Source organism: Treponema vincentii (genome assembly GCF_018336815.1).
In the GTDB taxonomy this organism is placed as follows: domain Bacteria; phylum Spirochaetota; class Spirochaetia; order Treponematales; family Treponemataceae; genus Treponema.
In genome coordinates, this window is sequence record NZ_CP050497.1 from 1956670 (window position 1) to 1982186 (window position 25517).

Here is a 25517-nt window from a genome sequence, read left to right on the forward strand (position 1 = left end):
CGGTTATTTTTCCAATACTGAAATAATAGCGTCTACCGCCGTTTCCGCCTCGGTACCGGAAATCGTCAGCGATTTTTTCGGCATCGGGATTGTTTTAAATGATTCGGGAAGCTGCACCGCGGTATTTGCCGGATACATCCACTGCGTTTCGGGCAACACTTCCTGTGCTTTTTCGGTCAGCATAAAATCGATAAAAGCGTGAGCCGCTGCTCTATGCGGGGCATTTTTAACGACGCCCATTCCCTCAAGTGCGATCATATTCCCCTCGGCAAACGTCAATGCCTGATACCGATCGGTTTTATCATACCGGATGTGATAGGCCATACTGGTGGTATAGCTGACCGCAAGCGGAGCCTCCCCTGCCGTAAACAGCCCGTATCCCGCGCTCCACGAATGGCTCATCGTCAGGATAGAAGGCATCAGTCTTTTCCAGTACGAAAGATAATCGTTCCCGTAAACAGCCTTTGTCCATGCGGCAAAACCTAAGCCGGGAGCGCTCGTGCGGGGATCCATGATAACCAAGGATTTTGCATATTCTGGTTTTGTTAAATCTTCCAGCGACTGAGGAGCAGGCACCTTTGACTGAGTGTCATACATAATCGCAAAATAGCCCCAATCATACGGGGTGAGTAGTTGATCATCAGTCATTATAACATCTTGCGGAACAACTTTATCCAAATTCGGAGAGGTATACGGTTCCAGAACGCCTGCACTGCGCGTCTTATCGACAAGAAACGCATTGATACCGAGCAGCACATCGGCACGCGGATTCTTTTTTTCGGCCATCGCTTTCGATAGGACGGAACCTGAATCCTCGCAGATCACATAATTGACGGTGTAGCCCGTTTGCTCTTTGAAGCGTTTGGCTATTTCGGCGCCCGGCCCCCATTCAGAAGCAAAAGAGTCATAGGTATAGACAACAACGATTTTTTCCGCAGTATCTTGTTTTCCGCCTGCAAAAGCGGTTGAAGGCAGTATGATTGAACATACGATAAACAAAAAAAAATAAAGACGTAACTTCATTATTCCCTCCGCCGGCATTATCCGGATCAGGTGTAAGGCATCCGTACAGACGCCTTTTCGGGTATGCTCTCAGCACGGAACGAATAGATTTAGTTGTCTCTAAAAAGCCGATGAGGTTCTTAAAGGCTCCAATCCACTGTTCCGGCACCCCAAGTATGCGTATCCTAGTATATTCGCAAAAAAAGTGCAAGCAGTATCTTAATGTCATTAGAGCATGACATAAATCACTAACTACTTGACAAAAAATAAATTAAAGACCATTTTTAGGCATGCTCCAATCTATTTTTAACGATGTCGATATACAACTACCGGAACAAATACATAAGGCCGCAGTTGAATATCTTCCGGCGTTTCTCTCTGCGGAGGATGCTGAAGTATTTGCCGTACAGGCTCTACTTATTGCAAGAGCTTTTCATACGGGGGGGACATTTGAACAGGTATTTACCGGTACCGAGCCGATTACGCAGCACTATCAAATCAACCTCATCCGCAGCTTTGAAAAAAACGTACGCCTGCTTGTCGATAAGATGTGGGTTGAAAAAGCAGATGAAGATGTAAAAGAGGATGTCCTCTATCGGCTCCGCAGTTTTTGTGAATCTATGCAGCAGGCAGAAAAGCCGGTCGATTATGAGGAATTATTACCCGAATGTCTCGGCGTCTTGCATGATGTAGTATTATTGCTTTTCGGTCGACAAATCGACGGCGAAGGTTTTTTAGAATACGCCATCCGTATCGATCCCGATTTCGGACTTTTTTGGTATTATCTTGAATGCCTCACGGCACAGCCTAAGCTTTCGGCAGAGAAAGCTCGGCTGGCTATCTTTCTCGGCATTTATTTTCTCGCTAATTTTTAAAAGGTTGTCATATTGTCGCTGTTCTTTGCTTTTCAGCTATAGCAGTTCATACAATTAGAACGATAAAGAAAGAGGTCGCTTCATTAATTCATAATTGTGAATTAATTGAAAGTGCAGCGGCTACGGGGATGATAAAAGGCAATGACGCTTCTCCCTCGTCATTAGGCAATACATCTACCTCGGATAGGTATAGGTCTTTCCGTCTATACCGCGCGCCGAAAAGCGGCCGTCTTTTAACGAGGAGACAATATCCTCATAGAGCAGCAGGGCGGAAAGCGGGAATTTTCCTCCGCCGTTCGGTAAATCGACTGCAAATTGCGGTAATGATAAGCCGGAAAGGCGTTTACGTAATGTTTTCCATATAAGCGCGGCTTTTTCGAGCGGTACGCGAAAATGCGCCGTCCCCCGCGCCAAATCCGTTTGAAACAGATACCCGGGTTTTATCCCCATACATACCAGCGCGTGGAAAAGCTCCGCAAGAACGGCGGGCTCATCATTAACGCCGCGCAGCAATACGGTCTGGGTTTGCACCGGAATCCCCGAATCGATACAGCGGGTTAAAGCTTGCCGCTGCGCCGTACCGAGTTCCGCCGGATGGTTTATATGTGCAATCACCCAAAGCGGACGGACGGAACGGAGAAGTGTCATAAAATCTTCGGTAAAAAGCTCCGGTGCAAAAACCGGCGCACGGGTGCAAAGGCGGATCAGCAAATCGGGACGGACGGAACGGAGACTTTCCAACAGATGTTTTATCTGCTCAAAACTGCCGCTCATCGGGTCACCGCCCGAAACCAGAATTTCTTGTACTTCGAGATGTGTTTTAAGGTATGATGTTACCGCTCCGATTTGCTCATCGGAAATAAAACCGCTTGAGCGGGCGGTAAATTCCCGCCGGAAACAGTACCGGCAATACGAGATGCAGCGGCCGGTACTCAATAGCAGCACGCGGTTCGGATATTGGTGTACCAGATACGGGGTAACGCAATAGCGCGCCTCGCCGAGCGGGTCGCCCCGCTCTTCCTCCGACACGACCTGTTCGTCGTCGGAGAAAAGAACCTGCCGGCGCAGCGCAGCAGCGGCGGCAGGTTCTGCGGAGGTAATCAAGGCTTTAAACGCCGGCGAAACATGTTCCGGCAAGCGGATAACCTTATCCCAAGCACGCTCATTTCGCCAATCATCATTCCAACGATTATCACCCCGGCTATCATCATCCGGTGCGGCGTTCATACCTCCGTCACACATTTACAGCGCATCAACTCCGTACATCAATGCTGCCAGTACCTGTGCATCGTCGATTAAGTTCTTCATAATACAGTATTCATTCGGCTGATGCGCCATATCGTCGAGCGTACTCCATACGACAGCGTTAAAGCCTGCCTGACGGAGCGGAGCGGCAACGGTTCCGCCGCCGATACCGATGGTTTGCGTTTTTTTGCCGTGTACTTTTTCGATAGCCTTTGACAGCATCGTAACGACCTCGGCATCGACAGGCGTTGCAGGCGATTCCGCCGAATCATCAATAATAAGCTCAACCTGTACGCCGTATTTTGCTTCTATCGCACTCGCCTCGACTTTTATCTTCTCCATCACTTCCGCAACAGTGTAACAGGGAAGTACACGGCAATCCATATAAAACACATCATCGCCCGGAATGGTGTTGATGTTCGGAATATTCGCTTCTTTTTTTGTCGGCTGCAAGGTCGAATACGGCGGCTCGAACAAATTGTCTTGCTTTGAAAATACCTTTTCCAAAGCATTCAACCGGAGCGCTAAATCCGCCGCTGCAATGTGCGCATTCTTTCCTAAATCAGGACGTGAGGCGTGCGTTTGCACTCCATGCACCACAACCTTTAACCACAACAGGTTCTTTTCCGCAACCTCAATCGTCTCGCCCGAAGGATCTCCCCCGTCAGGGACAACGATAATATCCTGCGGCTTAAACAGCTGATGATTATTTAAAAGATAAATAACGCCGTATCTCGAACCCACTTCTTCATCGGCAACAAACAACAATTTTACGGTGTGAGCAGGCTGAATCTTTAATGCAAGAAATGCGTAAGCGGCGAATACCGCTCCGGTCAGTCCTTGCTGGTTATCCTCTACACCGCGCCCGATAATTTTATCACCGTCCTGCTTCAATACCCACGGATCGCTTTCCCATTTTGCGAGTTCTCCGGGCGGCACCACATCGGTATGCGCCATAATCCAAACCCGTTTTGAATCGTCTTTACCCGGAATAGTAACGACAAGGTTCGGTCTGATACCGGAGGATACCCGCGTATCGGGTGCATCGAACCGTTCAAATTGAGTAAAGCCGAGCTTTTTTAAATACGCTTCCAGCGCTTCGCATTTTTTCAACTCCCCGTCGCCATCCGACTCCGGAGCCATAGCAGGAATGGAGCACAAAAGCCGTTCAAGCTCAATCATCTTATCTTTTTGTTGAGCAATAAAATCTTTTACGGTTAAAAAATTTGACATACAACCTCCACATACGTAATGAAATTAAACTCTTTTCAAAAGAGCAAAGCACTCTCAAAAGAGACTTCTACTATACCATATTGGCGGCGATTCTGCAAATAAAAGGAACGATCGTTCTACGCGTCGACTTCCGCAAGAAGATTTTTCATAATAAAGGCTTTGCGTTCGGGGGTGTTTTTTCCCATATAAAACTCAAGAACGCCCGGGATCTTTTTCACGGTCTGAATGCTGACCGGCAACAGGCGGATATCCTTTCCGATAAATTGACCGAATTCGCTCGGGCTTATTTCTCCCAATCCCTTAAAACGGGTAACCTCCGCCGCTGCACCGAGCCGCTTCATTTCGACATCCCGCTCTTTTTCCGAATAACAATAGCAGGTCTCTTTTTTGGTGCGCACCCGGAAAAGCGGCGTTTCCAAAATAAAAATCCGCCCGCTCAGCACCAGCTCTTCAAAGTAGGTGAGAAAAAAGGTGAGCAAAAGATTTCTGATATGAAAGCCGTCGTTATCGGCATCGGTTGCGATGATGATCTTATTATAGCGGAGACTTTCAAGACTGTTTTCGATACCGAGTGCCATCATCATGTTATAAAGCTCCGCATTTTTGTAGATGGCCGCGCGTTTTTTACCGTGCATATTTTCGGGCTTACCGCGCAGCGAAAAAAGCGCTTGCGTAAGAACGTCGCGGCTCGAAACCATTGAACCCGAAGCCGAGTCTCCCTCAGTGATAAAAATCATCGACTCATTGCCGTACTGCTTATCCCCAAGGTGAAACTTGCAGTCTTTCAGTTTCGGGATTTTCATTGTAATTTTTTTTGCGGCAGCTTTCGCTTCTTTTTTAACACTGTTCAGCTCTGTCCGCAGCCGCTCGTTTGCGAGGATTTTTTCTTCCAGCTTCCGCGCGGCTTCGGCATTTTTTTGCAGCCATTCCACCACGGCGGCCTTGGTACCGTTGACAATCCACGGCCGCACCTCGGTATTGCCGAGCTTATTTTTCGTTTGACTTTCGAACACGGGCGCTTGCACCTTGACCGCCACCGCCGCGCAGGTGCCTTCGCGGACATCCTCGCTCTTGTAGTTTTTTCGGTAGTATTCGTTAATGCCTTTCAGCAAGCCTTCTTTAAAAGCGGAAAGATGCGTACCCCCGTCCGAGGTATACTGTCCGTTGACAAACGAAAAATAGGTCTCGCCGTAGTTGTTGGTGTGGGTAAAGGCAAATTCGAGCTTTGCTTCCTTAAAATGAGCAATCGTGTAGAGCGTTTCTTCGCCGATTTCCGCATTGAGCAGATCGAGTAAGCCGTTTTCCGATACGTATGAAGCGCCGTTAAAGGTGAGCGTAAGACCGGCGTTCAGATAGGCGTAGTTCCACATCCGCTTTTCGATAAAGTCGAGGTTGAATGTATAGTCGCCGAATATTTCCCTGTCGGGAATAAACTCCACGAGCGTACCGTTTTTAATGCCTTTTTTGGCATCTCCTTGTTTTTCGTGCTTTAACACCCCCCGCTCAAACACCGCTTCGGCGTATTTCCCGTCGCGGACGGAAACCACTCGGAAATATTCGGAGAGTGCGTTCACCGCCTTGGTACCGACACCGTTCAAGCCCACCGAAAACTGAAAAACTTCATCATTGTACTTTGCACCGGTGTTGATGACCGACACGCATTCCACGACCTTCCCAAGCGGAATGCCGCGCCCGTAATCCCTCACGGTAACTTTGTTGTCCTTTAAAAGTGCGTCGATGCGGTCGCCGTTTCCCATGATGAACTCATCGATGGAGTTATCGAGCACTTCTTTTAACAGGATGTAAATACCGTCATCGGGGTTCGAGCCGTTTCCGAGCCGGCCGATATACATACCGGTGCGGAGCCTGATATGCTCCAATGAGCTCAGCGTCTTTATTTTCGATTCATCATACGTATTCTTTGCAGCCATGTTGTTTTAAATTTTCCTCCCATAAAATTTTTGTAGGATAAGATGGTGAAAATCCGAAAAAGTTTTTAGCCGTGCGCATGCTGCGCACATATACATTTTATCCTTAAATTGAGGGCATAATGCTGAGCGGCGGAAGCCCTGCGCTGTCTGCCGTTTGCCGGAGCGCAGCGTCGGAGCAGATTACCGCAGCGGTACCGCCGGATATAGCTCCCGCCGTCGTTGCCGGAAATGTGATGTTTCCTGATATGCCGTCTGCTGTATTTGCCGAAAGCACGGCATTATTGCCCGATACGCCTGCGGCGAGCTGCTCGGCAAGCCGGTTCATGCGTTCCCGTGTACAAGAGATAATACCTTCGATTGTTTGCATCCGCGCCTGATGGGTTATCCCGTTTAAGAGGCGCGAGAACGCCGCTGCGCTTCTCTGCGCCGGAGTTCTCGGCTGGAGCGCTGTGCTGTACGTGCCGGTAATCAAGGCCTCCAGTTCGGAGTCGGTAAGCGGAGCCGCGATGCTCTTTTCGATACAATCCCGTATACTGCGCAAGGATTTGAGCGGCGTAGGATCGCGGTAGGTCGTCATCGTAAACAACGCCGTTGCGGAATCGGGATATGCCGAAACGCCGTACGCGCCACCTTTCACGCGGATTGCCTCCCACAATGCCCCCGTCTCAAGCCACTGGGCATAGACGATAGCAGCGCCGTATTCCGTTTCATCGAACGTAACCGGCAGAAGCTGCGCCGCAAAGCCTACCTGCACGGCGCTGGGAAAGGCCGAAAGCGCCGCCGGTTTTTCAAATGCTTCGGTTCTAAAGCCGCCGGTACTGCGGTGCGGAAAATCAAACTGCGGTAAATGGGAAGTGAGCGCTTTTTTGATAGCGCCCACATCGGCGCTCGTTCCGCACACCTTCACGATAAGGCCGGAGCGCATCAGCTTCCGGTGTATTTCTTCAAGTTTACGGGCAAGTTCACCGATTGCTGCCGGTTTTTGCTCCAGCGCTGCATACTGCCCGCGCAGAAAACGCAACTGAGGAATCCCCATCCAGAGATTTTCCGCCCGTTTTGAACCGGAATATGCGGATGCCGCGTACAGCGCGGTCAACGTATGCCCCGAATACGACGGCAGCGGATCAAGATCGTTTTTCAGCTGAATAAAAACATCCTTCAACCGCTTTTCGTCGGCAAAAGAAATATCGCTAAGATACGAAAAAATTCGATTTACCGCGGGTTCGATATATTCGGGCAGCATTTTGGAGCGGATAAAAATCCAGTCCCGATCCGCCACATCTTCCGTGCGGAGCGCATTATCGAAAAATACCGCGGCTTCGGACGTCCGGTGCCTGCCTGCGGAAAAGGTAACCGCAGAAAAGCCTCCCGTCAGGTAAGCGAATTCCGCCGCAACGGCATCCCAGCTCTGCGTTTTTGTTCCCATCGAGGAAAGCGCGGACGTATAAAGCGTCAGGTATGTATAGTCCTCCGCCGAAAGCGAATCGACGGGAACGGCGATGTCCATATAGGTGATACCGTTTGTCGGCTGTTCATGGATGATAACGGGAACCTTGCCGAAATATTCGAGGCATTCGGGTATCGGCGGTTCAACCGGTGGCAGCTCCTCTTTTGAAATATGCGGAATAAGATTTTGCGCTTGAGCATCCGCCTCAGGATTAATGCCTGCAGCCGTTTCCTGTCCGCTAAGGGGTACGGCCGTCTGTTCGGCGGAACCCGAATGGTGTTCTACGCTGCCGAGGCTTTGCGCCGCTTGGTGCGCTTCTTGAGCAAGTCTCGCATCGATGTTCTCGCAAAAGTGAATGTCCGGCCGTACGGAAACGGTTGTCCGATGGGGATTATCAAGCAGCAGCGTACGGATGAGGTCTTGAGCGTAATGCGGGTTTTGGGAAAGCCGTTGTTTCAGCCGCTGAAAAGCAGGTATGGAACGGAGCGAAGCCTCCGGCGCAAAGCCGTGTATCCAGCCGCGGAGCGCCCGCCGCATCAAAACCAGCGAAAAAGGGCCGCCGGAACGGGTAATTTCTCTGTTATAAAAATCGAGGGAATTGAGCGCGGTTTCAATCAGCTGAGGTTCAAAACCGTTCCGAACAATGTCTTCAAGGCCGGAAAGGATAAAGGCTTCAAACCGTCCCTCCGCGCTTTTATCGATGTCTGCAAGGCCGAGCGTAAAGCAGATGTTTTTCAGATCTGCCTGTCCGCCGTTGTACGGATACACATCCTCGGCAAAGGGGCAGTCGAGCAGTTTTTTTTGTAAGGGCGCTCCGTCGTGTCCCAGCAACAACTCCTCCAAAAACATACAGTCCATCAACCGGTCGATGTCGGCGCTTTCGGGCAGCAGCCAATTCATCGTTACCGTGAGCTTGTCGGGATTTTTTCCTTCTCCTGCGGGCGCCGTTGCCGAAAACACGCGGGGCGTTGGATAGGGCGTAATAGCCGGAATAAGCGGCGGCTTTTCCGCCGGTTCAAAAAACCGTAAGAAGCGTTCCTGTAAAAAGGCAAGCTGTTTTTCGGTTTCGATGTTACCGTATAAAAAGACCTTGCAGTTTACCGGATGATAGTATTTTTTATGGAAGGCGCAAAAGTCCTCATAGCTGAGCTTGACGATATCGGGCGGAAAGCCGCCTGAATCGTGCGCATACACCGTCCCCTGCAAGAGAGAATGCCGCAATTCACGGTCTACACCGGAATCGAAATCCGCATATGCGCCGCGCATCTCATTTAACACCACGCCGGAAAAATACGGGTTTCCTTTTTCATCTCGTTCGAGCCGATGACCTTCTTGTTCAAAGGTTTCCCGTTTGAGCAGCGGAAAAAACACCGCATCGCCGTACACCGACATCAAATTAAAATAATCTTTTTCGAGGATGCTCGACGCAGGGTACACAGTCTTATCGGGGAATGTCATCGCATTCAAAAACGTTTTAACACTCTGCTTTGAAAGGATTAAAAAAGGATCTTTCAGCGGATAATTTTTAGAACCGCAGAGTACCGAATGTTCCAGAATATGCGCAACGCCCGAACTGTTTTCAGGCGGGGTCATAAACGCAAACGCAAATAAATTTTCGCTGTCATCGTTATGAATGTGATACACTTCAAGTCCGGTTTCGCAATGCTGCGCAAGAATACCCTCCGCCTGCATTTCGTCAAGCGCTGTTTTTGAAATAATGTTAAACCCGTGGATTAGGTTATCCATACGTCATCTCCGTCCTTTCCGAATAAGAGTAGCTCGCCGTCTTCCCAGCTTTTCCGCAATTCCTGTAAAAAACGATTAGTAACTTCGCGGCATTCCCGCACGGAAACGGGGTTCGACGCCTGATCGTCAAGGATGAACTGCTGTCTGTTTTTAGAAATGTTATCGAGGATTTTTTTGACAAAGACTTCCGGTTTATAAGAAATCAATGCGGCAATTACTGAGCTTTCCATACCGGATAATTTTTTCTGTAAAAAGCGGTCGTCCGCAATGAGCACATCTTCAAAAGTAAAAAGCCGTTCGCGGATATTTTGTTCAAGTTCGGGATTGGCTTCTGCGATGTTCTGTAAAATAAACTGTTCCGTTTCGGAATCGCTGCGCCGTAAAATCGCGGCAAGTACCGCGCGTCCGTCGATTGCTTCGGTAGCCGAGCCTGCCCGTATGCGGGTAAACTTTTCGCGCATCGAAGTGCTTACCGTCTGCAAAATTTCAGGACTGATGGTTTTAAGCCGCGCGAGACGGAGCACGATGTCTTTCTTTTCCGCATCGTTTAAGCCGGTAATATAGGCGGCCGCTATTTTCGGTTCCAGCTGAGAAAGCACGAGCGCCTGTGTTGCAGGCATTTCGTCTGCTAAGAGCCGCTTGAGCTTTTCTCCGTCGATACCATCCAAAAAATCGAACGGCCGTTCGGCAGCAGGCGGTATTGCCCGCTCGATAATCTCCCGCGCTTTTTTCCCCGCCGAAAGCCGCCGTCAGAATCCCTTGAGCGGTTTCCACGCCGCCGACGGAATTCTTCGCTTCGTTATAAAGCGCCGTAAATTCGCTTAAAATATAGGCGGCTTCGTCCTTATCGACATAGCGGATGGTCAACATTTCCGCTACTACTTTTTCGATTTGCTCGCGGGTGAGCTTTTGCAGTACCTTTGCCGCCTGCGCCTCTCCGATTAAATATAAAAACTTTGCAACGCGGCGGTATGGACTCTCTTTTTGATCACCCTCACGCGATACCTTTATTAATCCGCGCCGCTGTATCTCACTTTCCAGATCACTCATACTGTCTCCCAATATAATGGAAAAACAGCCGAGTATCAACACACTGCATTTTGCTGACGTTATACTTGACCTCATATTACGAACTTATTATCCTAAATACCTCGAAAAATATGGCAACCGTAAGACAGTGATTCTATAAGATGCCGCACATAAAAAAACGGAATACACCATATTTTTCGTAACGGTATTCAACCTTCTTATGTTTACTGGGCATCTCTAAAAACTCGGTTAGCTTTTTAGAGATGCCCGACGAGTTTCAGTTTAAGTCTTTATATTGTAATGATTTAAACTGAAACATCGCAAATTAAGTCTAAGGAAAACCTCTAAAAACTGATTCGCAGTCCGCAAGGCGGACAAGTTAATGAATTTCCTTACAGAACAAGCCGATAGGCTTGCAGTTTTTAGAGGTTCCCTACAATAGTTAACCACGGAGGAGATAATATGACAAAAAACAGTATCGCAGCAGGACTACTGCTCGTTATTTTCACGATGACCGGATTGTACGCACAGGCGCAAACGCCTCAGGTAAAACCGATTTTAACTGAAAAAGCTGTGAAAGGATTTATCAAAAATCATAATAAGCTGCTTGAAGAGCTCAATACCTTTCAATATGATGAGAATTCTACGGAGGCTCAATGGTTCGAAGCCTTCAGGGATGCGCTTGAAGAAGATACTCATCAAGCGGCAGCTTTTCTTAAAAAGAATCCGGCACCGAAAAAATTGCAAGCGCTTTTTCGGAAGTACGGCCTTGATGGAAAAACAGGACTATTGCAAATTATGGTAATTGTATATACCGCATTAAGCATCGAATACGGAGATTCTGATATTCCTTTTAACATACATCCGGACGACTTGAAACTCGTGCAAAAATACCGGGCAGAAGTATCTGAATTACTCAAACCGATACCTATTGAAACGGAAAACAATAGTAAATAGCTCATCATAATATCACTCACAACATTGTCTATTTATTTAGGAGATTATATATGACCATTGTACAAGTTAAGAATTTGCGCAAAACCTATCCCTTAGGGAAGGTTTTGGTAGAAGCGGTAAAAGGAATTAACTTTTCTATCGACAGCGGAGAGTTTGTTTCCATTTCGGGACCATCAGGCTCGGGGAAATCCACTACGCTAAATATGATTGGACTGATCGACACCCCGACCTCCGGTGAGCTTATTATAAACGGAGAAACAATTTATGAAGAAAAAGACTTTGCATCTCTTTCCAAACGGAAAAACAAGGGATTAAAAATTCCACCGAAGCTCGATAAGCGGATCACTCAGCTGCGCCATGAATATCTGGGATTTATCTTTCAGTCCTTTAACTTGATTCCTGTTTTGGACGTATACGAAAACATCGAGTTTCCGCTCTTGTTCGGTAAGGCCAAGGAAAGCAAAGAAAAGAGCAAGGAATGGATTGAACACCTCATCGAAAAAGTCGGATTAAGCGAATGGACGCACCATAAATCGAACGAACTTTCAGGTGGTCAGCGGCAGCGTGTTGCTATTGCCCGTGCCTTGGTTACAAAACCTGCATTGGTGCTTGCGGACGAACCCACTGCAAACCTCGATTCAAAAACCGGCGATCAAATCCTCAGTCTGATGAAAGACATGAGCCGTGAATTTAACACGACCTTTATCTTCTCCACCCATGATGCAAAAATCGTCAATATGACCGACCACCGTATCAAAATCTTAGACGGAAACGTTGTCGAGGACACGAAGGTTAATGCATAATTACGAATTTTTAATTATGAATTAAATTGAAGAGGATGCAATGAATAAAACGATTTTTAAGTTGGCGTTAAAAAATCTTTTTTCGCATAAGACAAAGACGCTGATTATTATGATTTTGATCGGACTCGGCAGCTTTTTGGTGGTGCTGGGACTCGGTGTACTGAACTTCGCGGAGCAGCAGACAAAGAACGTATGCGAAAGCGATTTCTGCGGAGATATTTTTATCACCGGTAAGCCGACGGATAAAGACGTGTACGTTACACTTGCCGGAGCCTTTAAGAAGGTGAATACGGGAAAGCTGCCGACGATGCCGTATTTATCGAAGCTCGAAAAAATAGAGGCAAAATTACATGATATGCCGGAAACAGCTGTGTATACGCGGGGGATTGTTACCGGTTACGGTATGCTTAAACCTGCCGATCTTTCCGACACGTGGGAACCTAAGGGTGAGAACTTTTCGTATATGCCGTATGCGGTTACGCTCGGTATCGAACCTTCTTCGTATAAAAAAACATTTGAGACGATTAAGGTGTATGAAGGCGCATTTCCCGATTCGGACAGCGCGGAGTTTATTATGCTGCCTGAGAAAATAAAAGAAAAGTACGAAAAATACTATGAACGGGAACTACATGTCGGCGACGAAGTGGTGGTGATGAGCTTCGGTGAAAAAGCAAAGCTGCGAAAAGTACGGGTAAGTGGCTTTTTTACGTTCGCGCATCCTGACACTGCGGTACAGTCCATCCTCTATGCGGACATCAACAGTGCACGTATGCTTGCCGGCGTAACGATGGGTGCGCGTACCGTTACGGAAATTCCGAAAAATATCGATTTAAGTTTGTCGGAAAAATCGGAAGACGAACTGTTTTCGGAGGATACCGTTGGAATCACCGAACAGGCGGAACGGGTTACCGAAAAAAGACAAACCGCTGCCGACGTGGAAGGTATTTTAGGCAGTACCGAGCTGCGCAATCAGCTCAATATGGCGGATACCGATGCGTGGCACTTTACGGCGGTAAAGCTGAAGGATTCCCGCAAAACAGCGCAGACGATTGCGGATTTGAATAAATGGTTTGAAGAAGAGGGACTTTTAGCGCAGGCACTCCCGTGGGATAAAGCGATGTCGCAATTTGCGGCCGCGATTAAGATAACCCAAGTATTAATGATAGTGGTGTTGGTATTATTGGCGGTTGTCGTACTTGTCGTCATTATGAATACACTCGTTGTTTCCATTATGGAGCGAACAGCAGAAATCGGTATGATGCGGGCAATCGGTGCAAAGAAGTCATTTGTCAGGCGACTTTTTTTATACGGAATCGTTTTTGCTGTCGTTTATCGGGGCAGCCTGCGGTATTGTCTTGGCGGTTATCGCCGGTCTTATCTTTAACGCCTTAGGAATCCGTTTTTCAAATGATACCGTTGCAACGCTGTTCGGCGGCTATAAGCTGCAAACAGCCGTATCCTTTACTGCAATAGTGAGCACGCTCAACGCAATGCTTGCAGCCGGTCTTATCGCAAACTGGTATCCGGTGCGTATGGCACTCAAGATCAGCCCGTTGGAAGCTCTCAACAAGTAAAGCATTGTTAAGGAAAGATTATGAATATATTAAAGATTGCATTTCGGAATTTAAATAGACAAAAACGGCGCAGTGCGCTGCTAGTAATCGCAATTGTATTTGCGTTTTTGATTGTAACACTGATCGACGGACTGTCGGCAGGCGCCCGTAAAAGCTTGGAATATCAGATTGCAAAGATCATCGGCGGGCATGTCTATGTAACCGGGGCAGAGAAGGCAGCGGATAAGACAGAAGATGATAAGGCGAATGAATACCTTCCTCCCGAAAGCGTTGAGCTTGTGCATAGAATCATCAAAGAAGAAAAAATTGATGCATTGTATACAACCGTGCGTGCACAGCGTTACGGCACGCTGATTTTTGCCGGAAATCAGTTGACGGCTAAAATTGCAGGCTGCAAATTCGATGAGGAAGAAGCCTTACGCAACAGTTTTGCGTTTAAAGAAGGTGGATGGGAGAATGTAACCATAGAAAACGCTCTTTTTATCCCTCAAAAAACCGCCGAAGCGCTGAATGTCGCTTTGAATGATGTGATCCTCTACGAAACGACAACATTGAGCGGGCAGGCAACGGTTGCGGAATTTCAAATAGCGGGCATTTATCAAGATCAAAGTCAGTTTGATCAAATACAGTTTTATGCGAACTTCGATTATCTCAATAAAATTGCCGAAATTCCCGAAGGGTGTGTTGCTCTGTTCGGTATTTTCTTGAAAGATGAAAACCAGCAAGATGCTGTTGCGTCCATTTTTGAAAAGCGCCTTGCCGAATACGGTCCCATTACCAGCCGTGAACTGGCGGCGCAGTTTAACCCAACCTCTCCCGGGCAGGAACTGCTGCGGCAGTTGAATGAAGGAAAGTGGGACGGAACAAAATACGCCGTTATGACCTTCTACGATTTTGCGCCGCAGATGGTAACGCTTTCACAGACGATACAGTGGGTCAGTCTCGGTGTGCTGTTGGTATTGCTGCTCGTTACGATGATCGGTATTTCCAATACGTTCAGGATGGTGGTACATGAGCGGAAGGGGGAAATCGGCACCATGCGTTCTTGCGGTGTCAGCAGAGGGAAGGTGAGCCTTTTATTTCTTGCGGAGGCAGGCTTTCTTTCGGTTATCGGCGCCGCAGCGGGCTTTGTGCTTGCACTGCTCGTTATGCAGATTATCAGCTTTATCCCCATATCGATTGACTCAGTATTCAGTATGCTCACCACAAACGGGCATTTCTTGTGGATATTGTCGCCGACTGTTATCTGTCTGAAATTCTTACTGACCGCGTGTCTGGCAATTCTTGCAGCACTTGGCCCTGCAATCCGTGCAGCCAACATGATCCCTGCGGAAGCGCTGCGGTCGAGCAAGTAATCAGGATATAATGAAGGTTCCCTATGATTTAAACAGAAAAACGCATCTCGAATTTATTAAGAGGAGAATATGATGAACTACAAAATGATGATAAAAAAACATGCCGCAGTGTTTTTTGCTGCGGTCTTATGTGTACTGCCGCTCTCGCTTTCAGCGCAAATACCAAGCACGGAAGAGATGTACGGTATTTTGGAAAAGCAGTACTCAGCGGGTAACTTTGATAAAGACATAACCTGTACGCTTTCGCTCATTATCGAAAAACCGAATGAGCCAAAATCCGCTCATCAGTTTAAACTGTTCCGGCGCGATACAAAAGATCAAACGACGCTTGTACAGCTTGCGCCTGAAGCGGATAAGGGAACAGGCTACATGCAGGAAAAGAATAATCTCTGGGTGTATGATCCTACCTCACATCAATTTACACACTCGTCGCTTAAGCGTGCAATTGGAGATTCCGACGCAAGCGTTTCTGATGTAAAGAAGCGGTCGGAGTTTAGACGGACGTATGAAATTATGGATATAGGAGAAGCGAAGCTCGGTAAATTTGAGGTCTATACAGTAATGCTGAAAGCGTTGCTCTCCGATGCGCGGTATGCACAAGAAAAATACTACGTGCGCAAAACCGATCCTCTTATCTTAAAAATCGAAAGCTACGGCTCAAGCGGACGCCTCATGCGCACGACGCTGATCCCGAAATATGTCAAAATCGGTAATTATAACTGGGCTGCTCAATCCATCTATATTAACGAAATCAACAAGGGCGAAAAAACCACGCAGATACTCTCCGATTTTGACACCTCTGCAATTCCGGATGTGGTGTTTACGAAGGCCTATCTTGAAAAGATCAATTAACTTTTGCAAATATACGACGCATCTACTGCGTTGCTGCGCAAAAATAAATGCTCAACGTACAGCAAGTACGTCTCCGCTTTATTTTTGCTCGCGCCTTGTATCCGGTACCACTATTTCCAAACGCGCTGGAGGGGCAGAACCGCCACGGATGGCGGGGGAGTAAATCAGTAACGAGTTTAGACGTAAGGCTAAACTCGTAGCCACAGAATGTACAGGACGTACATTCTGTGGCGTGCCTCCGCTTTATTTCGGCTAGGCTCCTAGCAATTTCAGAACGGACAAGGATGTCCGTGGTTATAAACAGTAGCGAGATTTGTGTTATGCACAAATCTCGTCGTTGAGAAGCGTACAAGGATGTACGATTCTCAACAGGCTATTTGCAAAAGCGCTGGAGAGGTACATCTACTTCGTTACTGCGCACAAATTAATCCTCAACGTATCAAAACTGCCAAGGAGGGCAGTGGTTCTACTCAGTAGTAAGTTTTTCGTTAGAAAAACTTATCGTTGACCAGTGTACACGGACGTACACTGGTCAACAGCGCCACGGACGGCGGTGGTTCCCAGCAATAGCGATATTTTGGCTTTGCCAAAATTCGCGTTCAAAAATTGACAAGGAGGTCAATTTTTGAACTTGCCAAGTACAGCGGTGGTATTAAACAGTCGCAAGTTTTTCGCTAGATACCACTTGTTCTCAGAAAACTCAAATACTGTTGATCTTTCTCATAAACAAAACATTTCACTCTATCCAAATTTTTTATATGCATCGGTTTTTGAACGGGATAGCGTCGTGCAAGTATGCTCAACATTGTCCGCATCTGAAATCCGTGTCCTACAATCACCATATTTTTATTTTCTATAAATATAGACATCAATGCTTCGATTTCATGCTCGACTTTCTGCTTTGTTCTTTCCTGCCGCGGATTGTTACAAAACCACTGCACTCGTCCCCAGAATAGCCATCGCCATAGAGAAAGCGGCTTATCAGAATCTCGATACGAATAAATCGGTATTTCCGAAAGCTCCGGCAATTGTATCGGTGTTTTATCAGGAAAGAGCTGTGCCGCCGTGTCAATGCTTCTTTTTAACGTACTCGTATAAAGTTCAAAATGCTCCGGTAATCCATCTCTGATAGACCGAAGCTGAGAATCTCGTATCTGTTCTATTGGTGCTTTATCATACTCAGCCTGCGCCTTAGCAAAGCCCTCAGCCGTATATTTCTTTTCCCAATTAAAAAGCACGTGTGCATGTCGTATCAAAATAAGCATTATGGCGCATAACCTCATATGTTCCCGCTACAGTGTGCTTTGTGTGTGTTGAGGATTAATCTTTGTGCAGCACTACCGGAGATAGTCAGTGTAACAGAATAAGCTCTGTTAGAATCTATTAGAACGAGATAATAATGGTATGAAAAAGAGTGTAAAAAGTCAATGATAGATAACAGGACATATCTAAAAAATGATTTGCAGTATTTTATATGAGGAAAAGGAACAGGTCGTCCAACTGATACGGCATGTTGTTTAATCAATATGCTGAAAAATCAAACATTTGAAACACTGCCTTTTGTAAAAAATAGCAACTGCTTAATCAACAGAATCGCTACTGTACCGCCAATGTTGTACAATGAATGATGGGATACACAGTTCTTAACTACAATCTTTTTTTATGCAGATAGACAAATAGAACAATTATAAATGACACGGATTGGGCAATTGCAATTCTTAAAAACATCAATTCATCACATCCTGTAGAAGAAACAATATGAAAAATATTGATGATTGTATTATTTACAAAGTGATCACCCATTGCCATATAAATAGAGCCGGTCAATTTTGTTAATAAAGCAAATTTAAATCCGATAAATCCGGAAGCAGTAACCAACAGAATAATATTTACATACATACCTTCAATACTGCTGCTGCCGTCAAAATAGTTTCTTACAGGTCCGATAAAATGCCATAACCCAAACAAAACAGAAGTAATAAGCACAGATACAAAAAATGTATGATTTTTCTCAAGCATTTTTGTAAACAGGCCTCTGAATATCCCTTCTTCCATAATCACATTAATGATATTCCCGATAATACAAATTACAAAAAAGAGTAGTGAAGTTTGATTTCCTATATTTTTATCTACAGAATAAGAACTGACATATAATTGTAATGACTGAAAATTTTTATTTGAAACAGCTATAACAATCTCTATACTATAAGCTAATACATATATACAAATTCCAAACAGCAATCCCATCAATGTATATTTTACAGCTCTATTTTTATTAAATCCGATATCTTGCGCTTTAAAGTTATATAATTTAGCTGCTATGAATAAAACAACTATCCCTAAAAGTTTGTGTAAAAATGCCTCTCCCCAAAATGTTTGATCCGTACGAATAATAAAATACTCTATAAATCGGAATATAAAGCACAATATATAAATCACGAGTACGGCAAACAAGGATTTATTGATTTTCGTCATCTCTTATTTTCTCCACATTTTATGCTTCTACATTCCAATTTTCTGAGTGTTCACGCTCACTCATGTATTGCCGTACTTCTGCAGCAGTTAACTTGCGTACCTGTGTATGCGGATACTCTTTATATTCTCCGATGGTAAAAAGAGGTACAGTGTGCTTGCATTGCTTGTCTTTGTGTTTCTTTAAAAATAACAACACATCATTATATGAAGGAAAAATTTTATAGGATTTTTTCCCATTACTGTTTTCTATTTCGTAAATACCGCAGGATTGTTTTTTCGTATAATCCGCTGTCCGTAAATAGAGCTTTGCAATTTCCAATGACTTGAACGGGAAATTCCATCTTTGTAATCCACGTTTTGGATCACGATCAATACAAATACACCGTCCGCATGTCCCGCAAATATATTGTGTATGATGTTCCAAACAGTCTACAGGATTAAGCAATGGGGTAATTCTATTTTCGTTTACATAACACTCTTCACACATAGAGATTCTCCTTTTAAGCTTTAGCCCTGCTCTTTGCCGTCACACACGGAACATCGATACGCAGCACCGTAACCGATGCTGCCATCTGTTCGGTTATTTCAAAGTCTCTGCCGCTTTGAGTTTTCATCATAAGCTGCAATCCCACAATCTTTTCCGCAACATCTTCAACAATGACCGCTGTTCCGTCTCCCATAACGCTTGCATACTCAGAACCGTATTTACACGGAATACCGCCGCCTGAAACAATTGCAACATTCGTTTCAAGTTCAATAAAAACACACGGATTCTTTTTTGAGAATATCGAGTTTCCGACCTTCTTTTGCGCAGTGCACATAGAGAGTCAACGTACCGTCGGCAAATACAAAACCATACTGCATCGGTACTACATACGGACGGTCATTATCGATCATTCCGATATGCACCACCTTTGCCTGTTCAATAATCGACTTTATTTGTTGATAATCTGTTACTTCTCTGTCAGCTCTTCTCATAAACAAACCTCTCTGTTACATATTATAACCGTAAACACACATATCCGCTACCTATCTACCAACTCATTACGATCCGTTATATATAGAAATCAATACCCCAGCGCAGCACATCAGGGCATTAAACTCTCTGCACAAGTATCAATATCTTAAGTTATCCGTACTTTTGCCGATGCCTTTAATATGAGCTTCTCACAACTTTTTACCTTGATAAAGAATGTGGTTATTTCTCCCGAAGTGATTATCATTACTGTACTACTTATATTATACTTAAATCTTGTATTCTATATTGTGCAGTATCAAAAACCGAGACTTCCCTCACTACAAAGCAGACTCCAGAAAAATTTACAGAAGTCGCCGACAGAAGCTAAAAAGGATACGACAACAACCGAGAAAACAAAATAAGAATCGGAAAGTTTAGAAATACCTTAACATACGAGGTTTTTTTTAAAATGCAAAGCTATCACCTTATATATGATCAGCTGTAAGATTAGACGGAACATTTTTGAACTTAAAACTCTGCCGCTGGATAGGTGAAGCGCCGTATAACCCGATAAGAGATCGGTGCAGTTTTGTCCCATAGCCTTTATGCAGATCGTAGCGATAGAGCGGATATTGTTTATGATATTCCATCATACGATGATCCCGCTCGGTTTTAGCCAGAATAGAAGCAGCCATCACACACGGATACCGCCCGTCAGCCTTAGGCTCCGCAATAAGTTTGAAATTACCGCCAATATCAGGCAGTTGATTACCGTCAACAATAACCGTTAAATCCTTTTCGTTATCGGCAAGCGCATTTGAAGTCTTTCGCCCATACTGTGCAAATAGAGCCTCAAACGCTTCCTTCATTGCAGCAAGCGTTGCTTGTAAAATATTGATTTTATCTATTTGTTCTGAAGGAACCGATGCAATCTGCCAATACAATGCACCATCAAGAATAGCTGTCCGCGCGATTTCCCGTCGCTTCGGGGATAGCTTTTTTGAATCATCCAATATAGAAACATCAAAGGAAGCGGGCAAAATAACAGCGGCAGCGTATACAGGACCTGCCAACGCTCCCCTCCCCGCTTCATCAATACCGCAAAACAACATCACGTATTTTTCCTGTTCTGTTTATTTTAACCGTCCCCGCCACGATGCGCATTTATCTCTATGATGCGTTATCTACGAACAAGTGCTTCCTCAAATCCGGTTAATTCAACAGATTCCGGCAATTCGACTTTAGAAGCATTATCGGCAATGACGGCCGCATCCATCATTTCAAATAAAGGCGAGGTATACGAGCATTGCAATTTTCGCACTTTTACGGTTGAACCGGTAAGCTCAGCCAGTCTTCCGGTATAATGCGCAGCAAGACTACAAACTGTATCAGTCAGCGTACACTGTGTTTTTACAAAATCAAAACATAACACCATTAATCCCGATGCCGAAAAAGTACTACGCAGCGCGGACACGGTACTTTTTTTAGCACGCACCAATACAGCCTGCGCACTTTGTTCGGAAGTAAAAGACGTGTCGGTACAGGACATACGACTATCCCGCAGAATCACTGCATCGCCACCCTCTCGTACATCAATTGCAACCTTATTCAGCGTAACGGAAGCGTTTGAACCGTATAAAACAGGAACAGTACGAGGTTCGGTAAACCGTTCCGACCGCTTTATCGAACACCCTTGTATCTCCAACGAAGTATGTTCAACAACAAAACCGGCATTTTCTCCAAACGTAATTACAGGAGCATTCTCGCTGATTATCTTAATCGGAACGGTAAGAAATAGAGCTTCTTCAACATACACATTGGAACGAAGAAAAACAGAAACCGGTGCAGGTTTACCGTTTTTTACAGGAGCTTCTTGCCGATTTATCCGGTCATAGGCTGCTGCAACTGCTTGTTCAAGAGAGCCGAACGGACTATCAGACGTACCTCTTTCAGCAGTTGTTTTGGCGGTAGCATCTACATAAATGGCTAAACCATTTTTCGCAGCAAAAAGGGAAAGAGAACAGAGAAAATAAATAAAAAAGCAAAATAGCGGCTTACTATTCCTATGCATTGTTTTTTTATAAAACACCCTTAAAAATTTCACGCAATTCGGGATATTGCGCATAGTAGTGCTTTTCAAGTTCCTCTGGAGTTAAACCGGTCAGTTCATGGCTCATATAGTGAATCCACCGGCTGTCTTTATCGGAATGGATATCATGTTTTCTGCACCAATAATCCGGCTGAATAGGTTCGCTGCTCTTCCTATTATGGAAAACCTTATAATCATGTACGGCTATCTTTATATCACGCCGTGGAATACCTTTTTCCAAAAAAGCCGACACAAGATAATTGATTGTAGCACCGCTATCAAAAATATCATCGACCAACAATATCTTATCACCGCTCCGCAAATGTTCCGGTGAATATGTCCATCCGTCAATCATCATCTTTGACTGTTGATTGGCATCGGAATAAGAATGAGCAACGACAGCGGCATACAAAATAGGCTTCACATCTTTATTCACTAACTTAAACCATTCATGAATGGCATTCCCCAAAGATGAACCGCCTCGTAGTGAAACATATATCACATCAGGAATAAAACCATCCTCCCAAATTTGGCGTGCCAAACGGAACCCGTTATTACGAACCGTATCATAGGGTAAAAATTCTTTGCTCATAATCTCTTCCTTGCTTTACAATGTAGACTTTATTCCAAATCCGAATACATCAATCGCAGCCATGTCAACATGGTTGTTCAATTTTGAGGAAAATTAATAGTGATAGGAAATAAAGCTCTCATTTTCTTAGTATAACGATTTCAAACTGCTTATTCAAGAGACGTTTCAACTATCAGATTTAAATACGTATGATAAATCATCCACCGAATTATTGCATGGTAAAGCACATAAAAAAAGCTGCCTCCGTTATATTCGGTAGCAGCTTTCTAAATCTCAGTGTATTTGCAAGACTATTTAAAATCTTTAGGTCGACGTTCAATACGATGACATTTTGCACATTCAGCGATATTTTTTATTTTTCCGTTTTCAACCATTGTTTTTAACACAACTTCACCGCCGCACGGACAGCTAAACTTCTGCGTAGCGACAGCAGTACGGGAGTTTTTACTTGCACCAGCCATACCTCAAGCCTCCTCATGAAAAATTTCGTCCCCTAATATAGAAAATTTATGACGGGCTGTCAAGTCCCTGAAAAACAGTCCCTGAAAACTCAGGTTTTGTAATCTATTCTCTTTTATGATATACTCGCTTTATGTTACAAAACTATCCGGCGTTTCTCCAATCTGTACAGGCACGAGTGCACTATAAGCAAAAACTTTCCGAAGGCACACTTCCGGTATTCCCGCTGCTGATATTGGCGTGCTGTCTTTGGTGTTTTTCAGGATGCACAACTGTTCCTACCACCTACACGGATACGCCGTATCAGCCTATCACTCGGGAAGAAATACGCTGGCATCCTCTATCACCGGGTATTGAAGCAGCCGATATACATGATTCTCAGCTCCCGCTCATAGTCCATATTGTAAAAATAGATTTACTCAATCCGTCCATCTCCGTTATAACTTCGGAACCGGCTCTCTTTACAAACAACCGAGGGCGTATCCGCGGAGAAACGACCCGGGATTTTGCATCAAGGCACAATACAATCGTTGCTTTTAATGCCGCTCCATTCAAAACGCGATCGCTGCTTTTCAGCCTATACCGCACTATCGTCGGCATTCATGTTACGGATTTCCGGCGGATGAGTATGCCAAACGAACGCTACGGCGCACTGCTTTTTTATGCGGATAAAACTGCCCGTATTATCGATTCTCAAACGGAAGATGTCCTATCGGCAAGTGTCCGCCATGCAGTGGGGGGATTTTGGACAATCCTTCGGAACGGCAGCGTATTACCTCAAAAACTTCACCGCCGCGATTCACGAACTGCCGTCGGCCTTGCCGATAACGGGAAAACACTCTTCGTCGTAGCGGTAGAAGGGGAAAACAAACGGAAAAGCAAGGGGCTTTCTTTTGAAGAAACTGCAAACCTGATGCGGGAATTAGGATCCGACGATGCGCTTCAACTTGACGGCGGCAGTTCAAGTTCGTTGATTCTACAGGAAAACGGAGAACAGCGCATTGTATCTCCCACTCGTAACTTGAATATCCATATCCGTACTGCAAGTAACATCGGTATTGTTATTGAATAATGAGGTCGGTTCAATTTTAAGGTTTGCCATTATCTTATAAACGGTGTAAAATAGAGAGAATACGGAGGTAGCTCGTATGAATGAAGTGATCAATGCAATTTTAACGCGAGTAAGCATACGCACATTTACCGATCAAAGAATTGAAGATGAAAAACTAAAACTTATTGCCGACTGTGCAAAAGCGGCTCCAACGGGAAAAAACAGACAAGCGCGAAAATTTACGGTTGTACATAATCGGGAAAAAATTCAACAACTTGCACAGGCGATCGCAAAAGTGCATAACCGCAGCGATTACCATATATACGACTGCGATGCCATTCTCTTGATCAGCTTTACTGAGGATGATATATACGGCCAATGCGATTCGTCTTGCGCAATCGAAAATACGTATTTAGCAGCGGAATCTCTTGGATTAGGTGCGGTCTGGATAAATCAATTACGCGATAAATGCAATGAACCGGGAATCAGAAAGATACTCGATTCCTTCCATATCCCGCGAAATCATGTAATATGCGGCTTTGTTGCGTTGGGATATCCTGCAGAAAAACCGGCGCCGAAAGAACGAACGGAACCGGTAGAGTTTATACAATAGATCAACTCTAAAAACTGAGGTTTTAGGAGTTCCCACAACGAGCTGCTAAAACCTTGTCCAATTTTTTAGAGTTCTCGACAGGAAAATGTATTATGAATGAAAAAATCGCTATTCTCGGTGCGGGGTCATGGGGAACGGCAATAGCCTGCGCACTCGGTCGAAACGGACATCGCGTTATGCTCTGGAATCGGAGTGAGGATGTATGCTCAAGCATCAATACCGAGCATATTAATAAAAAGCATTTACCGAATTACGTCTTACCGCCAACAATCTCTGCCGATACCGATATGCAGGAAGTATGCAAAGATGCAGCGGTACTTTTTTTAGCAAGTCCTTCCCTCTATTTAATGGATGCCGTAAATCAGCTCTTAACGATTTCTCCTTTCAATATCGATACCGGTACACAGTCATATCCGCTCATCGCAGTGCTTACCAAAGGATTTATTCCTGATGAACACGGAGAGCCACACTTAATCATCGAATCCCTTGAAAACAAACTGCCCGATTTTTATCGGGATCACCTCGTCTATGTCGCGGGTCCGAGCCACGGAGAAGAGGTCGCTGCAGGAAAACTCACCGGCCTCATTGCCGCTTCAAAGAATCCCTTAAGCTCCATCCGGTGCCGCGAAATCCTTAAATCGCGCAGCCTTCTGGTATATTCCAGTCTTGATATCGTAGGCGTACAGGTATGCGCAGCGACAAAGAATGTAATTGCCATTGCATTCGGTATGCTTGATGCACTAACCGAACACTCCGACTTTTTCGGGGACAATACAGAATCTCTTTTATTGGCAGCCGGCTTAAATGAAATTCAGATTATCGGGAGAGCAATGGGCGCAACACATCCGGAAACATTCACATCGATTTCGGGGATCGGGGACCTTGATGTTACCTGCCGAAGTAAATACGGCAGAAACCGCAAATTCGGTCGAGGAATCATCAACGCAGCTGCCTTAGACACGTTTAATGGCATCGATGACCTTATTGCACGAATCGGAACTATCGGCTATTTACCGGAAGGCATCGTCGCATGCGCATACCTTAGTCAGATCGCCGTAAGATACGATTTAAAGCTGCCGCTCTGCACCGGACTCTACAAAATTTTGAACAAAGAATTATGCCCGACGGAGTTTATCGAAAATCTTTTAAATGGAACAAAGAATTAAACGCATACAAGGCAATTGCATCAGACACTATCTTGAATATTCCACGGAATAAATAGGCTGTTCAA

24 protein-coding genes and 1 pseudogene are annotated in these 25517 nt (G+C 45.3%); 10 read left to right on the top strand and 15 right to left on the bottom strand.

The window, feature by feature from the left end:
• Positions 1-3 precede the first annotated feature (3 nt).
• The gene (locus GWP40_RS08870; RefSeq protein WP_212565046.1) at positions 4-1023 is read right to left on the bottom strand and encodes a thiamine ABC transporter substrate-binding protein; all 1020 of its coding nucleotides are present in this window, start codon (positions 1021-1023) and stop codon (positions 4-6) included.
• A gap of 269 nt (positions 1024-1292) precedes the next feature.
• On the opposite strand from GWP40_RS08870, the gene GWP40_RS08875 reads away from it, so the two are divergent.
• Entirely contained in the window at positions 1293-1877 is a 585-nt protein-coding gene (locus GWP40_RS08875) for a hypothetical protein (protein WP_212565047.1), read from the top strand.
• Positions 1878-2051: 174 nt separating this feature from the next.
• Here GWP40_RS08875 and GWP40_RS08880 read toward each other — a convergent pair whose 3' ends face one another.
• The 6 genes from GWP40_RS08880 to GWP40_RS12890 all read right to left on the bottom strand — a co-directional run bounded on the left by GWP40_RS08880 (position 2052) and on the right by GWP40_RS12890 (position 10529).
• A complete protein-coding gene (locus GWP40_RS08880) occupies positions 2052-3104 on the bottom strand; it encodes a KamA family radical SAM protein (RefSeq protein ID WP_212565048.1) in 1053 nt (350 codons plus the stop codon).
• Between the two features lie 15 nt (positions 3105-3119).
• Positions 3120-4355 (bottom strand): M20 family metallo-hydrolase, encoded by a 1236-nt coding sequence (locus tag GWP40_RS08885; RefSeq protein ID WP_212565049.1) that lies wholly within the window; start codon positions 4353-4355, stop codon positions 3120-3122.
• 116 nt (positions 4356-4471) lie between these two features.
• On the bottom strand, positions 4472-6286 hold the full coding sequence (locus tag GWP40_RS08890; protein ID WP_212565050.1) for a DNA topoisomerase IV subunit B: 1815 nt from the start codon (positions 6284-6286) through the stop codon (positions 4472-4474).
• Positions 6287-6389: 103 nt separating this feature from the next.
• Entirely contained in the window at positions 6390-9479 is a 3090-nt protein-coding gene (locus tag GWP40_RS08895; protein ID WP_212565051.1) for an insulinase family protein, read from the bottom strand.
• Positions 9467-10099, bottom strand: a complete 633-nt coding sequence (locus GWP40_RS12885; RefSeq protein ID WP_230974361.1) for a FliG C-terminal domain-containing protein — start codon at positions 10097-10099, stop codon at positions 9467-9469. The genes GWP40_RS08895 and GWP40_RS12885 overlap by 13 nt, the downstream gene beginning before the upstream one ends.
• Positions 9981-10529 carry a magnesium and cobalt transport protein CorA gene (locus GWP40_RS12890; RefSeq protein ID WP_230974362.1) on the bottom strand — a complete coding sequence of 183 codons (549 nt, stop codon included), beginning with the start codon at positions 10527-10529 and terminating at the stop codon, positions 9981-9983. The genes GWP40_RS12885 and GWP40_RS12890 overlap by 119 nt, the downstream gene beginning before the upstream one ends.
• A 441-nt stretch (positions 10530-10970) precedes the next feature.
• Here GWP40_RS12890 and GWP40_RS08905 point away from each other — a divergent pair, with 441 nt between their 5' ends.
• The 6 genes from GWP40_RS08905 (at position 10971) to GWP40_RS08925 (ending at position 16049) form a co-directional block, all read left to right on the top strand.
• Positions 10971-11465, top strand: coding sequence for a hypothetical protein (locus tag GWP40_RS08905; protein ID WP_212565052.1), 495 nt, complete (start codon positions 10971-10973; stop codon positions 11463-11465).
• A gap of 50 nt (positions 11466-11515) precedes the next feature.
• Complete coding sequence (locus GWP40_RS08910; RefSeq protein ID WP_016524007.1) at positions 11516-12268, top strand: ABC transporter ATP-binding protein; 753 nt, start codon at positions 11516-11518, stop codon at positions 12266-12268.
• Between the two features lie 40 nt (positions 12269-12308).
• Positions 12309-13652: an FtsX-like permease family protein gene (locus GWP40_RS08915; RefSeq protein ID WP_230974363.1), complete on the top strand. Its 1344-nt coding sequence runs from the start codon at positions 12309-12311 to the stop codon at positions 13650-13652.
• On the top strand, positions 13588-13842 hold the full coding sequence (locus GWP40_RS12895; protein WP_230974364.1) for an ABC transporter permease family protein: 255 nt from the start codon (positions 13588-13590) through the stop codon (positions 13840-13842). Before GWP40_RS08915 ends, GWP40_RS12895 begins: the two co-directional genes overlap by 65 nt.
• Before the next feature lie 20 nt (positions 13843-13862).
• A complete protein-coding gene (locus GWP40_RS08920) occupies positions 13863-15197 on the top strand; it encodes an ABC transporter permease (protein ID WP_212565053.1) in 1335 nt (444 codons plus the stop codon).
• A 72-nt stretch (positions 15198-15269) separates the two neighbouring features.
• Positions 15270-16049: an outer membrane lipoprotein-sorting protein gene (locus GWP40_RS08925; RefSeq protein WP_016524010.1), complete on the top strand. Its 780-nt coding sequence runs from the start codon at positions 15270-15272 to the stop codon at positions 16047-16049.
• 674 nt (positions 16050-16723) lie between these two features.
• Here the strand turns inward: GWP40_RS08925 and GWP40_RS08930 are convergent.
• From GWP40_RS08930 to GWP40_RS08965, 8 genes and pseudogenes are all read right to left on the bottom strand, one after another.
• Complete coding sequence (locus GWP40_RS08930) at positions 16724-17314, bottom strand: histidine phosphatase family protein (RefSeq protein WP_212565054.1); 591 nt, start codon at positions 17312-17314, stop codon at positions 16724-16726.
• 382 nt (positions 17315-17696) lie between these two features.
• Positions 17697-18524, bottom strand: coding sequence for a CPBP family intramembrane glutamic endopeptidase (locus GWP40_RS08935; RefSeq protein WP_016524012.1), 828 nt, complete (start codon positions 18522-18524; stop codon positions 17697-17699).
• 19 nt (positions 18525-18543) lie between these two features.
• Positions 18544-19011, bottom strand: a complete 468-nt coding sequence (locus tag GWP40_RS08940) for a hypothetical protein (RefSeq protein ID WP_016524013.1) — start codon at positions 19009-19011, stop codon at positions 18544-18546.
• A 13-nt stretch (positions 19012-19024) separates the two neighbouring features.
• A pseudogene (locus GWP40_RS13405) lies at positions 19025-19502 on the bottom strand (pyridoxamine 5'-phosphate oxidase family protein).
• A gap of 465 nt (positions 19503-19967) precedes the next feature.
• Complete coding sequence (locus tag GWP40_RS08950; protein WP_212566586.1) at positions 19968-20594, bottom strand: ribonuclease HII; 627 nt, start codon at positions 20592-20594, stop codon at positions 19968-19970.
• A 68-nt stretch (positions 20595-20662) separates the two neighbouring features.
• On the bottom strand, positions 20663-21553 hold the full coding sequence (locus GWP40_RS08955; RefSeq protein WP_212565055.1) for a hypothetical protein: 891 nt from the start codon (positions 21551-21553) through the stop codon (positions 20663-20665).
• Between the two features lie 7 nt (positions 21554-21560).
• Positions 21561-22163, bottom strand: coding sequence for a phosphoribosyltransferase (locus GWP40_RS08960; protein WP_212565056.1), 603 nt, complete (start codon positions 22161-22163; stop codon positions 21561-21563).
• Between the two features lie 290 nt (positions 22164-22453).
• A complete protein-coding gene (locus GWP40_RS08965; RefSeq protein ID WP_006188141.1) occupies positions 22454-22624 on the bottom strand; it encodes a hypothetical protein in 171 nt (56 codons plus the stop codon).
• A gap of 131 nt (positions 22625-22755) precedes the next feature.
• On the opposite strand from GWP40_RS08965, the gene GWP40_RS08970 reads away from it, so the two are divergent.
• The 3 genes from GWP40_RS08970 to GWP40_RS08980 all read left to right on the top strand — a co-directional run bounded on the left by GWP40_RS08970 (position 22756) and on the right by GWP40_RS08980 (position 25452).
• A complete protein-coding gene (locus GWP40_RS08970) occupies positions 22756-23694 on the top strand; it encodes a phosphodiester glycosidase family protein (protein WP_212565057.1) in 939 nt (312 codons plus the stop codon).
• Positions 23695-23770: 76 nt separating this feature from the next.
• Complete coding sequence (locus GWP40_RS08975; RefSeq protein WP_212565058.1) at positions 23771-24286, top strand: nitroreductase family protein; 516 nt, start codon at positions 23771-23773, stop codon at positions 24284-24286.
• A 92-nt stretch (positions 24287-24378) separates the two neighbouring features.
• The gene (locus GWP40_RS08980; protein WP_212565059.1) at positions 24379-25452 is read left to right on the top strand and encodes an NAD(P)H-dependent glycerol-3-phosphate dehydrogenase; all 1074 of its coding nucleotides are present in this window, start codon (positions 24379-24381) and stop codon (positions 25450-25452) included.
• The last annotated feature ends 65 nt before the right edge of the window (positions 25453-25517 follow it).